This is a genomic window from Schaalia georgiae DSM 6843 (assembly GCF_000429245.1).
Classification (GTDB): Bacteria; Actinomycetota; Actinomycetes; order Actinomycetales; family Actinomycetaceae; genus Pauljensenia; species Pauljensenia georgiae.
In genome coordinates, this window is the sequence record NZ_AUBM01000011.1 from 98,307 (window position 1) to 118,374 (window position 20,068).

Annotated in this window: 14 protein-coding genes; 9 read left to right on the forward strand and 5 right to left on the reverse strand. The window is 72.1% G+C overall.

The genetic code is table 11. The features are described 5' to 3' along the window. Positions 1–160 precede the first annotated feature (160 nt). From G447_RS0106805 to G447_RS0106845, 9 genes are all read left to right on the forward strand, one after another. Positions 161–1,774, forward strand: a complete 1,614-nt coding sequence (locus G447_RS0106805; protein ID WP_026430513.1) for a DAK2 domain-containing protein — start codon at positions 161–163, stop codon at positions 1,772–1,774. Further along, on the forward strand, positions 1,774–3,915 hold the full coding sequence (locus G447_RS0106810; protein ID WP_026430514.1) for an ATP-dependent DNA helicase RecG: 2,142 nt from the start codon (positions 1,774–1,776) through the stop codon (positions 3,913–3,915). Before G447_RS0106805 ends, G447_RS0106810 begins: the two co-directional genes overlap by 1 nt. Positions 3,916–3,985: 70 nt before the next feature. Then, on the forward strand, positions 3,986–4,576 hold the full coding sequence (locus tag G447_RS11235; protein WP_034476614.1) for an RsmD family RNA methyltransferase: 591 nt from the start codon (positions 3,986–3,988) through the stop codon (positions 4,574–4,576). Continuing rightward, positions 4,573–5,052: a pantetheine-phosphate adenylyltransferase gene (coaD, locus tag G447_RS0106820; protein WP_005870664.1), complete on the forward strand. Its 480-nt coding sequence runs from the start codon at positions 4,573–4,575 to the stop codon at positions 5,050–5,052. Before G447_RS11235 ends, coaD begins: the two co-directional genes overlap by 4 nt. 18 nt (positions 5,053–5,070) lie before the next feature. Then, positions 5,071–5,781, forward strand: coding sequence for a hypothetical protein (locus tag G447_RS0106825; protein WP_005870668.1), 711 nt, complete (start codon positions 5,071–5,073; stop codon positions 5,779–5,781). Continuing rightward, entirely contained in the window at positions 5,774–6,334 is a 561-nt protein-coding gene (locus tag G447_RS0106830; protein ID WP_026430516.1) for a YceD family protein, read from the forward strand. The genes G447_RS0106825 and G447_RS0106830 overlap by 8 nt, the downstream gene beginning before the upstream one ends. Next, positions 6,334–7,053: a ribonuclease III gene (gene rnc / locus G447_RS0106835; protein WP_026430517.1), complete on the forward strand. Its 720-nt coding sequence runs from the start codon at positions 6,334–6,336 to the stop codon at positions 7,051–7,053. Before G447_RS0106830 ends, rnc begins: the two co-directional genes overlap by 1 nt. 76 nt (positions 7,054–7,129) lie before the next feature. Further along, positions 7,130–7,744, forward strand: coding sequence for a response regulator (locus G447_RS0106840; RefSeq protein ID WP_005870663.1), 615 nt, complete (start codon positions 7,130–7,132; stop codon positions 7,742–7,744). Between the two features lie 618 nt (positions 7,745–8,362). After that, positions 8,363–11,824, forward strand: coding sequence for an alpha-L-fucosidase (locus G447_RS0106845; RefSeq protein WP_026430519.1), 3,462 nt, complete (start codon positions 8,363–8,365; stop codon positions 11,822–11,824). A gap of 113 nt (positions 11,825–11,937) precedes the next feature. On the opposite strand, the gene G447_RS0106850 is transcribed toward G447_RS0106845, so the two are convergent. From G447_RS0106850 to G447_RS0106870, 5 genes are all read right to left on the reverse strand, one after another. Beyond that, positions 11,938–13,590, reverse strand: coding sequence for a sensor histidine kinase (locus tag G447_RS0106850; RefSeq protein WP_005870661.1), 1,653 nt, complete (start codon positions 13,588–13,590; stop codon positions 11,938–11,940). Next, positions 13,587–15,347, reverse strand: a complete 1,761-nt coding sequence (gene cydC, locus G447_RS0106855; RefSeq protein ID WP_026430520.1) for a thiol reductant ABC exporter subunit CydC — start codon at positions 15,345–15,347, stop codon at positions 13,587–13,589. Before cydC ends, G447_RS0106850 begins: the two co-directional genes overlap by 4 nt. Next, positions 15,344–17,038: a thiol reductant ABC exporter subunit CydD gene (cydD, locus tag G447_RS0106860; RefSeq protein ID WP_243442330.1), complete on the reverse strand. Its 1,695-nt coding sequence runs from the start codon at positions 17,036–17,038 to the stop codon at positions 15,344–15,346. The genes cydC and cydD overlap by 4 nt, the downstream gene beginning before the upstream one ends. A gap of 80 nt (positions 17,039–17,118) precedes the next feature. Further along, positions 17,119–18,240: a cytochrome d ubiquinol oxidase subunit II gene (cydB, locus tag G447_RS0106865; protein WP_005867505.1), complete on the reverse strand. Its 1,122-nt coding sequence runs from the start codon at positions 18,238–18,240 to the stop codon at positions 17,119–17,121. Positions 18,241–18,257: 17 nt separating this feature from the next. Further along, positions 18,258–19,808: a cytochrome ubiquinol oxidase subunit I gene (locus G447_RS0106870; protein ID WP_026430522.1), complete on the reverse strand. Its 1,551-nt coding sequence runs from the start codon at positions 19,806–19,808 to the stop codon at positions 18,258–18,260. Between the last annotated feature and the right edge of the window lie 260 nt (positions 19,809–20,068).

Genomic DNA, 20,068 nt, shown 5'->3' on the forward strand with positions numbered 1-20,068 from the left:
GCAACCATGACAGAATAGCGGAAAGGGCACACGGCGTCCAAGTCTCACGGTGGACAGCGGGTGTCGCTTCGCCCACAGCGGCGCGCCCCCATCAGCGCGGCGGACCGCCCGCCGCAGTGCCGGGCGGCACAATGGGCGCATAATGGAACGGAGGCGGAACATGGAGCCACAGGCATCGGTCCTCGCGGCCGCGATGGCGTCGGCGGCGGAGGAGGCCCGGCGCCTCGCCCCCTTCCTCAACGACCTCGACGGCTGGGACGGCTCCGACTGCGACACGGGCTCGAACGCCGCGGCCACCCTGGCCGCCATGGCCAGCGCCCTCGCCGCCCTGGACCCGGGCGCCCCCTTCTCCACAGCCGTCGAGGCGTGCGCGCGCACGGCCGTGCGCCAGGGGGTGGGCCACGTCGGCGTGCTCCTGGGGGGCGTCTTCGCCTCGTGGGCGGCAGTCCTGGCCGACGAGGCGCGGCCCACACCCCTGGTCGTGCGGCGGATGCTCTGCGCTTCCCCCGCCCCCGGATGCCGCATTGACGCCAGCCCCGCCGTGGTGGAGGTACTCGCCGGGGCGCGTGCCGAGCTGGCCGCCCTCGGCGACACCCTCCCCGACGTGGCCGACGTCATATCGCTGTGTTCCTCCCAGGCGCAGATCGGACTCGTTGAGGCCACGAGCGAGCAAACCGGCCGCATCGACGCCGGCGCCGCCGTCCTCGCCCTCGTGCTCGCATGCTTGGACTCCGCGACCCGCGCCGACCCCACGATCCTCGAGTCCTACGCGGTCATGCTCGCCGACCTGGCCGCCCTGGGCGGCGGGAGGGCCCCCTCGCCCGCGCCCCCGCCCGCCGGGCGCCGCTTCACCGTGGACATCGTCATGCAGGGGGAGGACAAGGACCGCGCCGCCCTGGTGTCCCGCCTCGACGCCCTCGGCGCCCGCCTGTCCACCGTGGGCCACACGGACCTCTTCGGGCTGGGCGAGTGGCGCTTCCACGTCGACACCTCCGCGCCGTTGGCCGCCCTGCCGCGCACCGGGCGCACCCTGCGCTTCCAGGTCCGCGACGCGCGCCCCGACGAGATGATCGGCATCGACGAGCTCGCCGACGAGGGGATCACCCACAGGGGCGTGCGCCTCCTCGAGAGGCGGCCCGTGCGCCGCGTCGAACGCGCCACCGTGATCGCCTGCACCCGCGCCCCCGGCCTCGTCGAAGAGCTCGCGCGGGCCGGGGCCGTCGTCTTCCTCGACCCCTCGCCCGAGGACGCCCCCGGCCTGGCCGTCGCCGCCGCCTCCTCCTCCACCGGAGTCGCGCTCATCGCCCCCTGCGACGAGGCGTGCGCCGCCCTGGTCGCCCGAGCCGCCTCCCTGCTCCCCTCCGGCCCCGCGGCAGCGCCCTCCGTCCTGAGCGCGCCCACCAGCGACGACCTGGGGGTCCTGGCGGTCGCGCGGGCGTGCGCGCCCCTGTTCGTCCCCCAGCCCGGAGGGGCGGCGGCGGGCCCCGCCATGGCCTCGATCCTGCGCGACCAGGCGCGCGGCGCACTGGCCCGCGCCACCACCTGCGCCCTGCCGCCCACGTGGGAGCACTCCGACCTCGACGCCGCCCTGGTCGAGCTCGAGCGGATCGGCTCCACGCGGGTGCGCCTGCTGCTCGGCTCCGGCGACGACGGGCCATACCTGGTCGCCTCCCTGCGCCAGCTCCTGTCCGCCAAGGACGCTGCCCGCGCCGTGGACCTGGAGACCTGGGACGGCGGGCAAACGGGCCCCACCCTGCTCCAGGGCGTCGCCTGATGGGCGGCCTCGACGCGCCGCTGGCGCTGCGACTGCCGGCCCGCACCGCCCGGGCGCTCGCGGGCGCCGGGATCCACACGGTCGGCGACCTGCTGGGCATCACTCCGAGGCGCTACTACCACTGGGGCGCTCTCACGCCGCTGCACTCCCTGCGGGAGGGGGAGGACGCGACCATCCTCGCGCAGGTCGCCTCCGCCCGCATCATCGCGAACCGGTCGGGCGCCGGGGTGCGCATGGAGGTGGAGCTCACCGACGGCGCGCGGTTCATCACCGCGACCTTCTTCGCGAAGAACCAGTACAAACTGGCGCCCCACGCGCGCCTGCTCACCCCCGGCGCCTCCTACCTCTTCGCCGGCAGGGTCGGGGCCTACAGGGGCCGCCTCCAACTCGCCCACCCCTCCTTCGAGGGCGTGGACGGCGAGGACGCCGAGCGCGCCGCCCAGCGGCCGATCCCCATCTACCCGGCCACCGGCGGGCTCGCCTCGTGGGCGATGTCCCGCGCGGTGGGGGTGCTACTCGACGGGCTCGACGACGCCGACGTGCCCGACCCCCTGCCCGACTCCGTGCGCGCCGCCCACCGCCTGCCGTCCCGGGCCCGCGCCCTGCGCCTCGCCCACCGGCCCTCGACCGACGAGGACCACCGCCTGGCGCGGCGCGCGCTCGCCTGGGGGGAGGCGTTCATCCTCCAATGCGCCCTCGTGGGGGAGCGCCGCGGGGACCGCGCGCGCGAGGCGCCCGCCTGCCCCCCCGCGTCCGGCGGCTTGCGCGACGGCCTCGAGGACGCGCTGCCCTTCGCCCTCACCGACTCCCAGCGCGCGGCGATCGGCGCCATCGACGCCGACCTGGCGAGCCCCTCGCCGATGCAGCGCCTCCTGCAGGGCGACGTCGGCTCCGGCAAGACCGTCGTCGCACTGGCGGCGCTGGCGCGCGTCGTCGACAACGGGCACCAGGGGGCGCTCGTCGCGCCCACGGAGGTCCTCGCCGAACAGCACTTCGCCTCGATCACCGCCCTGCTGGAGCCCCTGGGCGGCCCGGTGGGGGTCCGTCTGCTGACCGGCTCCACGCCGGAGGCGGCGCGCAGGGCGGTCCTGGAGGAGATGGCCTCGCCAGGGCCCCTCATCGTCGTGGGGACGCACGCCCTCTTGCAGGACTCCGTCGATTTCGCCGACCTGGCGCTGGCGGTCATCGACGAGCAGCACCGCTTCGGCGTGGCCCAGCGCGCGGCGCTGAGGGCGGCCCGCGCCGACGGGCGCCTGGTCCACGAGCTCGTCATGACGGCCACCCCCATTCCCCGCACCATCGCGATGACTGTGTTCGGGGACCTGGACGAGACCCGCATGGAGGGGATGCCGGCGGGCCGCGCCCCCGTGGCCACGCACCTCGTCGACGCCTCCAACGCACCGTGGGTCGAGCGCCTGTGGCGGCGGGCCCGCGAGGAGGTCGACTCCGGCGGGCGCGTGTACGTGGTGTGCCCCCGCATCGACGAGGACGACGCGGTGGCGGACGCCGACGACCCCGACGGGCCGGCGCCCCTGGCCTCCGTCGCCTCCGTCGCCGGGGACCTCCGCGCCCAACCCGCTCTGCGCGGGATCGGGGTGGGCGAGCTCACGGGCCGCACCCCCGGGCCGCGGAAAGCGGAGGCCATGGCGGACTTCGCCTCCGGCTCTGTCCCCGTCCTGGTCGCCACCACGGTCGTGGAGGTCGGCGTGGACGTGCCCGAGGCGACGCTCATGGTCATCATCGACGCCCAGCAGTTCGGGCTCTCCACGCTCCACCAGTTGCGCGGCCGGGTGGGCCGGTCCTCCCGCGAGTCGCTGTGCGTGGCCGTGCACCGCCACGGCCTCACCGAGGCGGGGGAGCGGCGCCTGCGGGCCTTCGCCTCGACGACCGACGGCTTCGAGCTGGCCGAGGCGGACCTGCGCCTGCGCAAGGAGGGCGACGTGCTCGGCGCGGGCCAGTCCGGCACCGCCACCCACCTCGAACACCTCTCCGTCAGGCGCGACGGGGCGATCATCCGCGATGCCCGGGCCGCCGCCGAGCGCGTCATCGACCAGGACCCCTCCCTGGCGGCCCACCCCCAGGTCATGGCCGCTCTGCGCGAGCAGGCCCCCCAGGCCCTTGCCTGGATCCACCGCTCCTGAGCCGGGACCCGGGGCGCGGGACCACTGCCCCAGCGCCAGCCCCGCGCCCCGCAGCGGTTAGGCTTGGGGCATGACTCGGATCGTCGCAGGCAGAGCCAAGGGGTGCCTCCTCGCAGTGCCCGCAAAAGGGACGCGGCCCACCTCGGAGCGGGTGCGCGAGGCCCTCTTCTCCCGGCTCGACCACTGGGGCGCCCTCGACGGGGCCCATGTGCTCGACCTCTACGCCGGCACAGGCGCCCTCGCCCTCGAGGCGTTGTCGCGGGGCGCGGCCAGCGCCGACTTGGTTGAGAAGTCCGCCGCAGCGGCCCGCCTGGCCGCGCGCAACGCCTCCGTCTGCTCCCTGCCCGCCACCGTCCACACCGCGGACGCCCGCGCCTACCTGGGCGCGAGGAGCGGCCCCGAGTTGAGCGGGGAGGCGGGCCTGGTCCTCATCGATCCGCCGTACAGCGCCCCCGAGTCCGAAGTGGCCGCAGTCCTCGCGCTCCTGGGGCCCTGGATCGCTCCGGACTGCGTCGTCGTCGTCGAGCGCCCCAAGCGGGCGCCCGCGCCCTCCCTCCCGTCCTTCCTGGTGCTCGAGGACACCCGCGCGTGGGGGGAGACTGCCGCCCACTTCGCCGCCCCGCCCGCCCCCGGAGACCCCGGCGAAGGGGGGAGCCGATGATCCGCGCGCTCTTCCCCGGCTCCTTCGACCCTTTCACCATCGGCCACCTCGACATCGCCGAGCGCGCGGCCGCGCAGGTGGGCGAGCTCGTGGTCGGCGTGGGCGCGAATCCCGCGAAGAACCCCATGTTCACCGTCGAGCAGAGGGTCGCGATGGCTTCGGACGCCCTGGCGCACCTGGGCAACGTCCGCGTCGTCGCCCTCCAGGGCGCCACAATGGACGCCGCGCGCGGCCTGGGCGCCGCACTGATCGTCAAGGGAGTCCGCGGGGCTGACGACGCCGCCCACGAGGCCGTCCAGGCCGCGTTCAACCTGGAGGCCGGGGGGATCGACACGTGGTGGATCCCCACGCGCCCCGCCCTGTCGCACGTCTCGTCGAGCGCCGTGCGCGAGCTGTTCCGCCTGGGAAAGGACGCCCACCGGTATGTTCCTCCCGCGATCAGCCGTTTCATGACAGACAATAGAGGCGGAAGCTGAGGCACCACGGAGGTAAACATGTCGCAGGACCACGACGCGAACGCCAACGAGCAGGGCTGGGACGGGCAGAGCGTCTACGGGCCCTCCACCGTCATCGCCGCCCTCGACCAGATCGAGGACCTCGTCGAAACCGCGCGGTCGATCCCCCTGTCCGCCTCGATCATGGTGAACAAGGCGGAGATCCTCGACCTGCTCGACCAGGCGCGCGAGGCCCTGCCCGAGGACCTCGTCGCCGCCGACGCCGTGGTCGCCGATGCCGACGCTGTCCTGGTGCGCGCCGACTCGGCCGCCGAGCAGGCGATCGCCGAGGCCAATACGCGCGCGTCGTCCACCCTGGAGGCCGCCAACACGAAGGCCGACCAGATCGTCAGCTCCGCCCGCGAGGAGGCCGAGCGCACCACGAGCCGCGCCGACGCCGAGGCCGAGGCGACCCTCGCCCAGGCGCGCGCCGACGCCGAGGCCGCCCTGGCCGACGCCCAGGCCCAGGCCGACCGCCTCGTGTCCACGGAGAACATCGTGCGCATGGCGGAGGACCGCGCCCGCGAGATCGTTGCCGACGCCCGTCGCGAGGAGGCGAACCTGCGCGAGGGGGCCGACGACTACGTCGCCCAGTCGCTGGGAGAGCTCGCCGGGCTGATCTCCGACCTTCAGCGGCGCACCGACGCGGGCAGGCGCACCATCGCAGAGCGGCGCGGCGTGGACGTGACGGATGTGGAACTCCATGACTGACTCGCCCCTGGTCCTGTCCCTGGCCGACCTTCCCCGGGCTGCGGGCTCGGTCCGCGCCCGCAGCGTTGAATGGGCCGCGCCCGCCGACCTGGGGACTCCGTCGATGGGCGTTGAGGAGGGTACGCCCATCCCCATCGGCGTTGAGCTCACTTCCATCGACGACGGCGTACTGGTGCGCCTGACCACCGCCGTGGACCTGGTCGGCGAGTGCGTGAGGTGCCTGGACCCGGTGCGGGTCCACCACGAGGTGTCCAGCGCCGAGGTGTACGTCGAGCCCGGGAGCACGGCCGCAGCGGAGGCGGACGGCGGGCCCGGCGCGGACGCCCTCAACGAGATCGGGCCGCGCGACACCATCGACATCGAGCCCCAGTTGCGCGACGCCATCGTCACCCTGGTGGATGCGCGACCCCTGTGCCGTCCCGACTGCCGGGGCCTGTGCGACGTGTGCGGCCAGAAGTGGGACGGGCTGCCCCCGGACCACTCCCACTTCCAGGTCGATCCGCGCCTGGCGCCCCTGGCCGCGCTGCTCGGGGAGAAGGACGGGCAGCGGTGATGGCCCGCGCGAAACGGCTCCCGGTCCCGCCCCGCACGGACACTTCCTCGCTCGTGGAGGCCTGGGGCGCCCCCATTGACGACGCCCTGCTGTCCCTGGCCCTCGTCCACCGCTCCTACGCGAACGAGGCCGGGGGCATCGCCAACAACGAGCGCCTGGAGTTCCTGGGCGATTCCGTCCTCTCAGTCGTCATCGCTGAGAGACTGTTCCACGACTACCCGGACGTGGCCGAGTCAGACCTGTCGCGCATGCGCGCCGCCACCGTCTCGCAGGCGCCGCTGGCGTCCGCGGCCCGCAGGATCGGCCTGGGCGACTACGTGTACCTGGGCAAGGGCGAGTCCCTGCACGGGGGCCGCGACAAGGACTCCATCCTCTCCGACACCTTCGAAGCCCTCATCGGCGCGACCTACCTCACCCACGGCCTCCAGGCCGCGCGCCGGGTGGTCCTGGAGCGCCTGAACTTCCTGCTGGAGGACGCCCAGGAGCGCGGGCACCACCAGGACTGGAAGACGCTACTGGTCGAGTACGCCCAGGGGAAGGGCCTGGGGGAGGTGTCCTACGAGGTCGAGGGGGAGGGGCCAGACCACCGACGGGTCTTCACCGCGCGCGCTTTCATCGCCGGGATCGACGGCCCGGTGGGCAGCGGGCGCGCCACGTCGAAGAAGCACGCGGAGAACGCCGCGGCGCAGAACGCGATGGGCGCGCTCGACCCCCAGTGACCGCCGCCGGGAAGCACGGGCGCCGACCGGATAGGATTGGCCTGTGAGTGACATTTCCGCAACCCGGACCCGCGTGATGATCGTCGACGACCATGAGATCGTCCGCCGCGGCATCGCTGAGATCGTCGATCGCGCTGACGGCCTGGAGGTGGTCGCCGAGGCGGGGTCCGTTCAGGACGCGCTGCGACGCGCCGAGTTGGTGCGCCCCGACGTGATCCTGGTGGACCTGCAGCTGCCTGACGGCACGGGGATCGACATCATGGACTCCCTGGGCAAGACGCACCCCGAGGTCCTCCCGATCGTGCTGACCTCCTTCGACGACGACGAGGCGCTGGCCGAGTCCCTGGACAAGGGCGCGCGCGCCTACGTCCTCAAGACCGTGCGCGGAGCGGAGATCACGGATGTCATCAAGGCGGTCGCGGACGGGCGGGTCCTGCTGGACGAGCGCACCCTCACGCGCCGCCGCACCGACCACGAGGATCCCACCGCCGATCTGACGCCGTCGGAGCGCAAGGTGCTCGACTTGATCGGCGACGGCCTGTCGAACCGGGAGATCGGGGAGAAACTGGGCGTGGCCGAGAAGACCGTGAAGAACCACATCACCTCCCTGTTGTCAAAGATGGGGCTCCAGAGGCGCACCCAGGTGGCGGCGTGGGTGGCCGGGCAGCGCGCGGCCGCGTGGAGGAACTAGGGGCGCGCCTCCAAGTTGGCCAGGTGGCCGGTCGGCGGGCCGGAGGCCCCGCCTGGTGTCCGCCCACCCGCCTTGGATCCCATTGCCCGCCGGGACTGCAGTGCCGTCGAATGCTGTTCCAACCGCCTTCAAGCGCTATAGGGCTCCCACTACCCGTCACGGGCGTATGGTCGTCCGGCACCAAGCCATCGCTCACGATGGGTGTGTTCGCTGTTCGGCGCCAACCCACCGCCCGCATGGCCAGCGTCGGCCACCGGCTCGGACGACTCGCACAACACGCCCTGAAGCCTGCGCCACTTGGACACTGCCCGCACCACTTAGGCCCCCGGCACACCGGGAGAACCAGGGCCCGCTTGGGCCCAAGTGGTGCAACGGCGCGCTAAGTGGTGCAGTGGCGGGCGGATCCCGCAGCGCGGAGTAGGAAATCGCACAAAACACCGACCGGTCCGCTTTCCCACGCCTCCTCACGCCGCGCCGCGCAAGCCCCGCCGCAATGCAGGTCGGAGGGAAAATCGTCCGCCGAATCACTAACGCACACAACCATTATGGTGTAACTTCTGTGTGTCCTCATTGTTGAGGAACGGACGAGGTCGTCCGCCACATGAAGAAAGGAACAACGTGAAACTCACGCGCACCCTTGTGGGGGTGTCCGTGGCCGCGGCCCTGTCGCTGACGGGCCTCGGGCACGCCGCTCTCGCCGACCCCCCACCCGCCACCGACTCCGGTACGCAGTCCGCCGCCACCGCGGCCGGGACGGCGACCGGGATCCCCCTCGCCGTCCCACTCAGCGCGACCCAGAAGGTCGCCGACTGGCAGAGCCTCCAATTCGGCCTGTTCATGCACTGGGGCGTCTACTCGACCTACGAGGGCATGTACCAGGGCCGGCCCCAGCGCATGGGCTACCCCGAGCAGATCAAAGCCTGGGAGAAGATCCCCGACAGCGACTACAAGGCCCAGGCAGCGACGATGACGGCCGACAAGTGGGACGCCGCCAACGTGTGCCAGACCGCCAAGAACACCGGTATGAAGTACGTGATGATCACGACGAAGCACCACGACGGCTTCGCCATGTGGGACACGAAGACCACGGACTACAACGTCGTCAAAGCGACGGCCTTCGGACGCGATCCGATGAAGGAATTGTCCCAGGAGTGCAGCAAGATCGGCATCAAGCTGGCCTTCTACTTCTCGATCATCGACTGGACGCACCAGGAGCCTGAGCCCTACGCGAACCGCAACAAGATCGATGACTTCATGATGACCAGCGTCATCAAACCCCAACTCACCGAGCTCCTCACCAACTACGGCCCCATCGCCGAGCTCTGGTTCGACATGGGAGACCCCACCGCCGAGCAGTCCCAGCAGATGGCGGCCTGGGTCCACGAGCTGCAGCCCGCCACGATGGTGAACTCCCGCGTGTGGAACAACGCCGGCGACTTCGAGGTCGGCGGTGACAACCAGGTGGGCACGACCTTCAAGATGGAGCCGTGGGAGTCGATCCTGTCGATCTTCCCGCAGTGCTGGAGCTACTGCACGCCCTCGTTCCGCGCGAACCGCTCCGCGGAGAACCTGCCGGTCCTCGTCAACCGGACGGTGGACAACCTCGTGAACTCGGTCGCTTCCAACGGCCAATTCGACTTCAACGTCGGTCCCAAGGGCGACGGCTCCTTCGATCCCTTCGACCAGAAGGTCCTCGACGGCGTCGGCCAGTGGATGGGCCGCCACCCCGACGCGATCACCGGGGCGCGCCCCACATGGCTCCCCTCTGCGGATTGGGGGCGCACAACGACGAAGGGCAACGACCTGTTCATGTTCCCCGCCTCGTGGGAGGACGGCAAGACCCTTACGTTGACGGGTGTCGGCTCGGCGGTCACCTCAGTGACGGTTGACGGCACCGGTGCGGCGCTCTCCTACACCCAGGAGGGCTCCACCGTGAAGGTGACGCTCAGTGGCGCCAGCCCCGACGAGGTCCAGCCCGTCGTCAAGGTCTCCTTCGCCAGTGCGCCCCAGTACGCGCCCGAACACACCCTGTCCCCGGCCGGCGGCAAGTCCACACTGGACAAGACGGGCCTCTACCTGCGCCGCGGGCCCCAGGGGGGCACAGCGGCGGTCGACACCTACGTCAGCGAGAAGGAGGGCAAGTCCTACGAGGAGGCCACCCTCTCCTTCCAGGGCGAGCTCGATGCGGAGACGACCTACAAGGTCACCTACGGGGACAAGTCCATTGAGGCGACCGGTGCGCAACTGCTCGCCGGACCCGTCGGCGAAGGGTGGAAACTGCCCGCGGGCGCGGTCGTGCCCGTGAGGCTGGCGCTCGCCCGCCCCTCGTACTACGGGGACTCAATGTCCTTGAGGGGCCCGCTGTCCGTGACACTCACCGCCTCGGAGAAACCCCTCGAGGGCTCGGCGCCAGTCTTCACGAAACACCCGCAGTCGGTGGAAGCGCGCGACGGCGAGCGCGTTGCCCTGACGGCGGTCGCGACCTCGCGCCCCGCCGCCACCTACCAGTGGTACCGCCGCACTCCGGGCGCCTCCGAGGCCAGCGCGATCAATGGGGCCACGGAGTCCGTCTACTCCTTCACGGCGACGATGGACGACAACGGCGCGGCCTACTACGCGGTCGCGACGAACCCGGCCGGATCGGCCACATCGAAGGAGGCTGTGCTGACTGTGTCGGCGCGCCCCGACAACCTCGCCCTCAACAAACCCGCTACACAGAGCTCCACGGGGTGGGGCGGCGAGGCATCCCGGGCCGTGGACGGCAACACCGACGGCGTGTGGGACAACGGCTCGGTGTCGCACACCGGCAAGGAGAACAACCCCTGGTGGCAGGTCGATATCGGCAGTAGCCAGCCCGTCGGCCAGGTGAAGGTCTGGAACCGCTCCGCCGACGACAAGTGCGGCGCGGACAGCTGTGACAAGCGCCTCCACGACTTCTGGGTGTTCGCCTCCAAGAAGCCGCTCGACTCCGGGGCGACCCCTGATTCGATCGCCTCCGACCCCGACGCCCGCGTCATGCGCGTCGAAGGGGTGGGTGGCTACCCGAGCGTCGTGGACTTCGAGGGCTTCGAGGCGCAGTACATCCGCGTCACCCAGCCCGGGACCAACGTGGAGTTCGCGCTCGCGGAGGTGGAAGTGGCGCCTGTCAAGGCCGTCGCCCCCACGGTCGATGCGATCAAGGTGACCTCGACGCCCGAGGGCGCGGTCCAGTTGTCGGGCGACGGGGCCTTCAGGACGGCAACCGCGCCGAAGTCCACATTGGTGACGCTGACGGCGAAGACCACGGGCACTCCAGAACCGGGGTTGAAGTGGCAGTTCCGCTCCAAAGACAGCGAGGAGTGGGGCGATATTGAGGACGAGACCGGCGAGGAGTTGACGCTGCACGCCGACGAGGAGTCGGTCGGCCAGTACCGCCTGTGCGCTGAGAACACGGCCGGGTCCGCGTGTTCGGGCATCGTGCAACTCGTCCTGGCCGCCGATCCCACGCCCGATCCCAGCCCCACGCCCGATCCCGGGGTGGACTGGAGCAAGGGCCACTGGATGAGCGACAGCACCGGATGGTGGTGGGCGATGCCCGACGGGTCCTACCCGAAGGACATGGCACTCACCATCGGCGGCAAAGTCTACCGGTTCGGGTCCAATGGATACATGCGCACGGGCTGGGTGAGCGAGGGCGGCAGATGGTACTTCCACGCCCCCTCCGGCGCCCAGGCGAGCGGATGGGTGCATGACAGGGGCTCGTGGTACTACATGGGCGACGACGGTGCGATGGCCACGGGCTGGGTCACCACCGGTGGCGCCTGGTACTACCTCACAGCATCTGGTGCGATGAAGACCGGTTGGCTCAATGACGGCGGTAACTGGTACTACCTGACCCCCGGCGGTGCGATGGCCACGGGCTGGATCGACCTGGGCGGAACCTGGTACTACCTCACTGGCTCCGGCGCCATGGCCACCGGCTGGGTCAATGACGGCGGAACCTGGTACTACCTCACCGATTCCGGCGCCATGGCCACGGGCTGGCTGCAGATCGGAGGCCGTTGGCACAACTTCGCCCCCAACGGGGCGTGGATCGGCTAGCGACCACTCGTCAGCGGCGCAGGGCGTTCCTCAGGGGGCGCCCCGCGACCGTGCGCGCCGGAATGGGGAGGGCGCGGCGGGCGGAGCCGTGCGGACAGCGGGCGCTGGCACCCTCACTGGTGCTGGGCCAGTGGCGCCCTCCAGGTGATCGCCGTGCCGCGTCCGCCGATACCGGATCCCGTGGAGAAGGAACCGCGGTGGCGCCGCGCCCTTTCCCCCATATTCGCCAGACCGGAGCTGCGGGTGCGGTCCGGGGCTATGCCCTGGCCGTCGTCGGCGATGGACACGGTGACGGAGCCCCTGCACGCGCGCCCGGAGACGTCGACGCTGACCGCAGCGGCCGTGGCCTTGGCGTGGCGGGCTATATTGGACAGGCCCTCGCGCACGACGGCGACGACGTCGTCGCCGAGGTGGGCGTCCACCCGCCCGTCGAAGTCCTCGATGAGGGCGAGCTCCTGGTCCTCGTCCTCGTTGATCGCAACGGAGTCGAGGGTGATGAGCAAGGAGGGGGCGAAGCCGAGGGCCGCGCGCGTCAGCGACGACTCGCGCCGGATGCGCTCCACGAGGCCGACGGCCTGGTCCCTTTCCCGCAGGTTGTGCACGATCGCGCGGATCTGGCGCACGGCCTCGTCGATGGAGGCCAGTGACTGGTCGAGGACGTTCGTGATCGCTGCCGGGTCCACGGCGCCCGAGGAGACCGCCTGTTTCGCGGCGTCCAGGCGCATTCCGGTGGCGAAGAGCTGCTGGATCGCGAAGTCGTGGAGGTCCCTTCCAATGCGGTCGCGCTCGTCCAGGAGCGCGGCGACGTCCTCGGCGTGGCGCGCGGAGGCGAGTTCGAGGGCGAGTGTGGCCTGCGAGGCCAGGGACTCCGCGAGGGAGAGCTCGGAGGAGTCGAACTCGGGTGCGCCGATCTGGCGCAGCAGGATGAGGACCCCCGAGGAGACCCCCCGCGAACGCAGGGGGGCGTAGAGCGCCGGCCCGAAGGCCGCGAGCTGGGGCAAGCGCATCGTCTGGGCGCGCGCCATGGAGTCCACGATCATCCCGGTGCCCTCGTTGAGGACGCTCATGGCGCGGCCGTTGGGCGGGAACACGAGTCCGAGCAGGTTGTCGGCGTTCTTCCCGTCGGTGATCTCCGCCGCCCAGGTGTCCCCGACGGAGGGGAGCATGATGATCGCTGTGTCGGCCCGCGACACGTTGCGCACGGTGCGGGCGATGAGTTCGAGCGCCTCCTCCTCGTCAGCCCCCTCCAGCATGGTGGTCGTCAAGGACTGGGAGGCGCTGATCCACCTCTCGGTGCGCCTGGCGTCGGCGTAGAGGTGGGCGTTCTCGACCGCGATGCCCGCAGCGGGGGCCAGGGCCGTGAGGACGGCGGCGTCGGAGGCGACGAACCCCCCGGGTTTGCCCGTCAGGTAGAGGCGCCCGTAGACCTGCTCGTCCACCAGCACGGACACGCCCAGGAAGGGCGCGGTGTCCGTGGGCAGGGGGAAGTCGTCGAAGTCCTCGGGGGAGTTGACCAGCAGGTGGGAGTGCGGGGGGATTGCGCGCACGAGCCCCTCGGGCACAAAGGGCGAGGGGCCGTGGTCGTGGTGCTCGAGCTTGAGGGTGGTGGCCCCCCACGTGTCGAGGACGGCGAGGGCGCCGTGCGGGCACGCCGTGAGCATGCAGGCCTGGGTGACGAAGCTCTGCAGCGCATCGCGCAGGTCGAGGCTCTTGGTGAGGTTCAGGGCGGCGCGCAGCAGCCGCATGTCGGTGCGGTCGGGGCTCATGCTTCCTCCTGCCAGGCCGCCCACGCCAAGTCGGGGCGGCGCGCGATGATCTCAGAATAGGGCGCGTGGTCGGTGACCCGCGCGGCGGGGCCGGGACCGGGGCCCAGGACCAGCACCGAGTCGGCGCGCGCGGCCCCGGCGAGGCGGTGGGTGACCAGCAGCGTCCCGCGCTCCGCGCCCTGGTCGAACAGGGCGTCCACGAGCGCGTCCGCCGTGTCGGGGTCGAGGTGCTCGCTGGCCTCGTCGACCAGCATGAGGGGGGCGGGCGAGGCGAGGGCGCGCGCCATGAGCAGTCGCCGCCGTTCCCCGCCCGACACCGTAGTGGCGCCGGAGCCGATGCGAGTGTCGACGCCGTCGGGCAGGGCGGCGACCCAGTCGCCCAGGCCGACGGTCTGCAGCAGGCGGAGTGCCCCGTCGGGTGCGAGGGCCGGGTTCGCGGCCCTGAGGTTCTCCAGGACCGAGGTGGCGAAGACGTGGGCGTCCTCGGCGGTGGCGCACACGTTGCGGGTGACGTCGGAGCGGGGGGAGGACCAGGCGTCGGCGCCGTTGATCCGCACGGTCCCCGCCCTGGGCTCGAGCATCCCCGCCAGGGTCATGAGCAGCGTGGTCTTCCCGATGCCGGAGGGACCGACCACCGCCAGGGTCCGCCCCGGGCGCAGGGTGAGGGAGATCCCCTCGGCCACGACGGGGCCGCCGGGCCATCCGACTGCGAGGTCCCGCGCCTCCAGGACGGGGCCCCCGGGGCCGGGTTCGGGCACCCGTGCGGTCGGGGCGGGCGCCTCGGGCCCCAGGACCTCGCAGATCCTCTGGGCTGCTCCGGCGCTGCGCACCAGTTGGGCTGCGGCGGGGGCCAGTTCGGCGACCCCCTCGAAGGAGGACAGGGGGGTGAGGACCAGGACCGCGAGCATGACGGCGGGCAGGTGGCCCGACGCGGCCTGGGCGGTGCCGATGAGGGCCGCGCCGACGACCGCGGCGCCGATGGCGAGGGCATCGATGGCGGAAGCCGCGGCGGCGAGGCGGGCGGAGCGGGCGGCCGCAGCGGCCAGCCGGTCCTCCGCGTCCTCCAGCGCCTGGCGCACGGGGGCGGCGCGCCCGTTGACCCGCAGTTCGGTGGCTCCGTCCACGAGGGCGAGCGCCGAGGCGGACAGGTCGTTGCGGGCCGAGGCGGAGTCCTCCTCGGCGACCCTCACGGAGCGCGCGGTCAGGGCGGGGGCCACCACGCCGGACACGAGGAGGCACACGGCCAGAACCAGGCCGGCCGCGGGGGAGACGACGGCGATGGCCGCCGCGGTGCCCGCGCCGACGACTCCGGACACCGCCACGGGGAGCACTGTCCTCACCAGGAGGTTGCCGACCTCGTCGACGTCGGCGCCCGTGCGGGCCATGAGGTCCCCGCGCCGCAGGGAGGCCAGGTGGTCGCTGCGCGAGGCGGCGAGGGCGTCGTAGAGGTTGCGGCGCAGGGCGTCCATCCCGCCCAGGGCGACGCGGTGGGAGGCGAGGCGCTGGAGGTAGCGCAGGACGGCCCGCGAAACGCCGAAGAGCCGCACCGAGGTGGCGGCGACCGTGAGGTAGAGGACAGGGGGCTGCTGCGATGCCCGGGCGATCAGCCACGCGGCCGTGGCGCCCAGGGCGATGGAGGAGGCCAGGGCCGCGGACCCGAGCAGCACGGACAGGGCGAGCCGCCCGCGCGGAACCTCGAGCATGCGCAGGCACCGGGCCAGGGCGCGCCTCTCGGGGGCGGTGAGGAAGGGACTCATGCGGACGCCTCCTGGTCGGACGTGGCGCCGATGAGCTGGGAGCGCACGTCGATGACGCGGTCGGCCACGGCGGTGACGGCGGTGCGGTGGGCGATGACGACGACGGTGCGGCCCTCGTCCCGCAGGGCGGTGATCGCTCGGACGACGACTTCCTCGCTGACGGCGTCGAGGTGGGCGGTGGGCTCGTCGAGAACGACCAGGCGGGCGTCCCCGGCCAGGGCGCGCGTGAGGGCGAGGCGCTGGCGCTGTCCGACGGACAGCCCCGCGCCGCCCTCGCCGATGGGCGTGTCCCAGCCTTGGGGCGCGGCTGCGACGACGGGGGCGAAGCCAGTGGCCGCGGCCGCGCGCTCGAGGCGGGTGGCCGGGACGTCGCCGCCCACGTTGTCCAAGAGGGTGCCGGGCACCAGCGCGGGGAACTGGGGGACCCACGCGATCGAGTCCCACCACGAGGCGGGATCCGCGTCGGCCAGGTCCACGGGGCCGCCGGGCGCGTCCACGACAATGCGCCCGCGCGCGGGGGCGAGCTCGCCGAGCAGGCAGGCGACCGCCGTGGACTTGCCGGCCCCGGACGGGCCGACCAGGGCGGTCACAGCCCCCGGCTCGATCGTGGCGGTCAACGAGGCGGGCGCCCAAGCGCCGCGGGCCTTGACGCTGACGCCCTCGAAACGGATCGGGTGCGCGCCGGCCGGGGGAGCGGTGCGGGTGCCGCGCGGGCGCGGGGGCTCGGCCTCGATGACGGCGAAGGCGGCCTCAGCGGCGGCCACGCCGTTCGCGGAGGCGTGGAACTGCGCCCCCACTTGGCGCAGGGGCTCGAAGACCTCGGGCGCCAGCATGATGACCGCCAGCCCCCGGAACAGGTCGATACCGCCGTAGACGAGGCGCATGCCGACCTCCACGGCGACCAGCGCCACGGAGAGGGTGGTGAGGAACTCCAAGACGGCCCCGGACAGGAAAGCGACCCGCAGCGTCCCCATGGTGGCCTCCGTGTTGGACGCCCCGAGGCGGCGCAGGTGCTCGCGGGGGGAGTCCTGGCGCCCGAGCCCCCTGAGCGTGGGAAGGCCGGCCATGAGGTCGAGCAACTGGGCGCCCAGGCGCTTCATCGACTCGAGCTTGTCGCGCGACGCGGACTGCGTGAACCGCCCGATGAGGACCATGAACACGGGGATCAGCGGGACGACCACGACGGCGATGAGCGCGGACCACGCGTCCAGGAGGAGCATGGTCCCCAGGGCCGCGGGGGTGACGGTCACGACGAGGAACAACTGGGGGAGGAACTTCACGAAGTAGGGGACCAGGTCGTCGAGCCCTCGGGTGACCAGGGTGGTGGTCTGCGAGGAGCGGGTGGCCCTCCACCGGGGACCGAGCTCGAGCGCGGCGTCCAGGACGCGCGCCCTCAGCTGCCGTATGGCGAGTGCCGCGGCGCGGTGGCCGGTGGCCTCCCGCAACCAGACGACTCCGGCGCGGGCGGCGGCCACGGCGGCGACACCGACCAGGGGCCACACCGCGCCGGAGGGCCCGGACTGCCCCGCGATGACGGGGGACACGGCCGCTGAGACCAGCAGCGCCTGCGCAATGACCAGCAGCGCGGTCAGGGTCCCCAGCGCCACGGTGAGCGCGATGTGGGGGCGCACCGAGCGCGCGTAGCGGAGCAGTCTGGGGTCGAGGGGGCGCACAGTCGTTGAACTCCTCATCTGCGTCGTCTTCGGGGCCGTGGCCCCGTCGGGGTGCCCGGTGGCCGCCCCGCCCACCGGCGCGGGGCGGCCAGGCGGGTTCAGCCCGCCAGGAAGTTCTCGCCCAAGCGGATCCTCCCCAGGGGCAGGCCCGTCCTCGTATCGACGTCGCCCGGCCCCACGCGCGAGCGGAACACCCAGTACGACCAGGCCACGTAAGCGGCCACGACGGGCACCAGGCATGCGGCGACGACCGTCATCACGGTCAGCGTCGCGTGCGTGGACGACGCCTGGTCGATGGTGAGCGAGTACGCGGGGTTGATCGACGACTTCTGCACGGCGGGCGCCATGGCGGCGAACACCCACGCCACCGTGGCGGCGATGGCCACGCAGGAGGCCGCGAAGGAGCGCCCCTCGTGGCGCAGCGTCTGCTGGCTGAGGACCGTGGAGACAATGACCGCCAGGGCGGCGACCACCAGCGGGAACCACCCGAGCACGTTCGTGGTGAACGCGAACTGCCCCCACATCATCCACACGACCGCCAGGGCGGTCGCCCCGATGGTGGCCGGGGCGGCGATGGCGTTGGCGCGCTCGCGCACCTCGCCCTCGGTCTTCAGGGCGAGGAACTGGGAGCCGTGAGCGAGGCACACGGACACCAGGACCGCGCCGCCCAGGACCGTGTACGGCGTGAGCAGCGAGAAGAACCCCCCGGTGAGCTGGTGGGTGGCGGTGGCCAGCGACGAGGCGACGGCCGTGGGGTCCACGACCATCCCGGAGCGCTGGTCGACGACTTCGATCATCATGCCCTGCACGAAGTTCGCGAAGGCGACGCCCAGCAGCAGGGGCACCAGCCACGCGGAGGCCACGTGGATCCAGTCCCAGGTGCGCCGCCACTGCTCGGTGGCGATCTTCGAGCGCCATTCCAGGGCCACGACGCGCACGATGAGGCACACGAGGACGAGGAAGAGAGCCAGGTACATGCCGGAGAACATCGTGGCGTACCACTCCGGGAAGGCGGCGAAGGTGGCGCCGCCCGCGGTGAGCAGCCACACCTCGTTCCCGTCCCAGTGGGGGCCGATCGTGCGCACGGTCTGGGTGCGCTCGCGGTCGCCCTTGGCCACGAAGGGCAGCAGCATGCCGACGCCGAAGTCGAAGCCCTCGACGATGAGGTAGACCGTCCACAGGACGGCGATGAGGACGAACCACAGGATTGACAGTGTCATGGGGTGCTCCTAAGCCCTCAGTACCCGAAGGCGAGGTCGGCTGCGGATTCGGCGCCGGCGGCCGTGGCCCTCGTGGGCGCCGTGCGGATGCCCTCCAGGGCGTAGCGCTTCATGAGGAGGTACCAGATGACGCCGAGCACGCCGTAGAGGACGGTGAAGAGGATTAGGGTGATGAGCGTCTGCCACGCCGGGACGTTGGGGGAGACGCCCATCTGGGTCATGAGCGCCACCGAGCCGAGCGGGGATCCGCTGGAAAGGGCGCCCAGGTTGGGGGCCACCACCCACGGCTGGCGGCCCATCTCGGTGAAGATCCACCCGAAGGACGCGGCGACGAAGGGCAGGGGGATGTTGGCCAGGGCGAGCCGCGAGAGCCACACGGATCCGGGCGCCCGCCCCCGCCTCGTTGCCCACAGGCCCCACGCCGCCAGCACGAAGGCGGCCATTCCCAGTCCGATCATGAGGCGGAAGGACCAGAACACCGCCATCTGCGGGGGCCGGAAGTCGTAGGCCGAGGCGTCCCCGTACTTCGCCGTGAAGTTGGGGTCGGCGTTGAGCAGGGCGACCATGCGGTCCTGGATGTCGGCGACGCCCTCGGATGTGGCGGTGAAGGAGTTGTGCGACATGAACGAGGCGACCCCGGGGACGCGGACGATTTGGAGGGGCTGGGAGTCGTCGCCCAGGGGGCATGAGCCGAACTGCGCGACGGTGAAGGCCGCGCCTTCCGTGTCGACGCAGATGCCCTCTGCGGCGGCCATCTTCATGGGCTGGACCTCGACCAACTCCTGGCCCTGGATGTGGCCCGAGGCCGCGGTGCCCAGGCCGCCGACGAGGATCACGGCCATGCCGAAGCGGGCAATGGGCCGCCAGACGCTGCGCGCGTGTTCGGCGGCCTGCTGGGAGCCCTCGCGCGAGGAGCGCACCATCCACCAGATGGAGATGCCCGCGACGAAAGATCCGGCGACCAGCCACGCGGAGGTGATGACGTGGGCGTACTCGCTGAGGTAGACGCCCGATGTGATGAGCTCGAGGAACCCTGAGGCCCCGTCGAGCTCGGCGCGCCCGGTCGCCGGGTTGAAGCGGGCTCCGACGGGGTGCTGCATCCACGCGTTGGCGGCCAGGATCCAGGCCGCGGAGAACATCGTCCCCAGGGCGACGCACCAGATGGACGCAAGGTGGGCGCGCTTGGACAAGCGGCCCCACCCGAAGATCCACAGGCCCAGGAAGGTGGATTCCAGGAAGAACGCGAGGAGGGCCTCGACCGCCAGGGGGGCGCCGAAGATATCCCCGACGAAACGGGAGTACTCCGACCAGTTCATCCCGAACTGGAACTCCTGGACGATGCCGGTGGCGACTCCGAGGGCGAAGTTGATGAGGAGGAGCTTGCCGAAGAAACGGGTGGCGCTGAGCCAGTGCTCCTTGCCGGTGCGGTGCCAGACGGTCTGCATGATGGCGACCAGCAGGGACAGGCCGATGGTCAGGGGGACCAGGACGAAGTGGTAGACGGTGGTGATGGCGAACTGCCAGCGCCCGATCGTGACCGCATCTAGCGCCGTTTGCGCGAGGGTCATGTGTGCCTTCTTACATGTGGGTGAATAGGGATAGGCCGTGCCGAAGGTCTGGGACCTTCGTCACGGGTTTGTAGATAATGTAGCGCAAACGACGTGGATGCGCGTGCTGATTGCGGGCGGGGCGGGGTTTCCCGCACTACTCCGTGTCATTTGCGCGTGTGCGCTCGCGCGGAACTGCTCCTGGGGAGGCGGTGCCCCCGCCGTTCCCGGGGCGCCGGCGCGGCGCCCGGCCCGCCTGGACGGCCCCGGGCGCGCCCGGG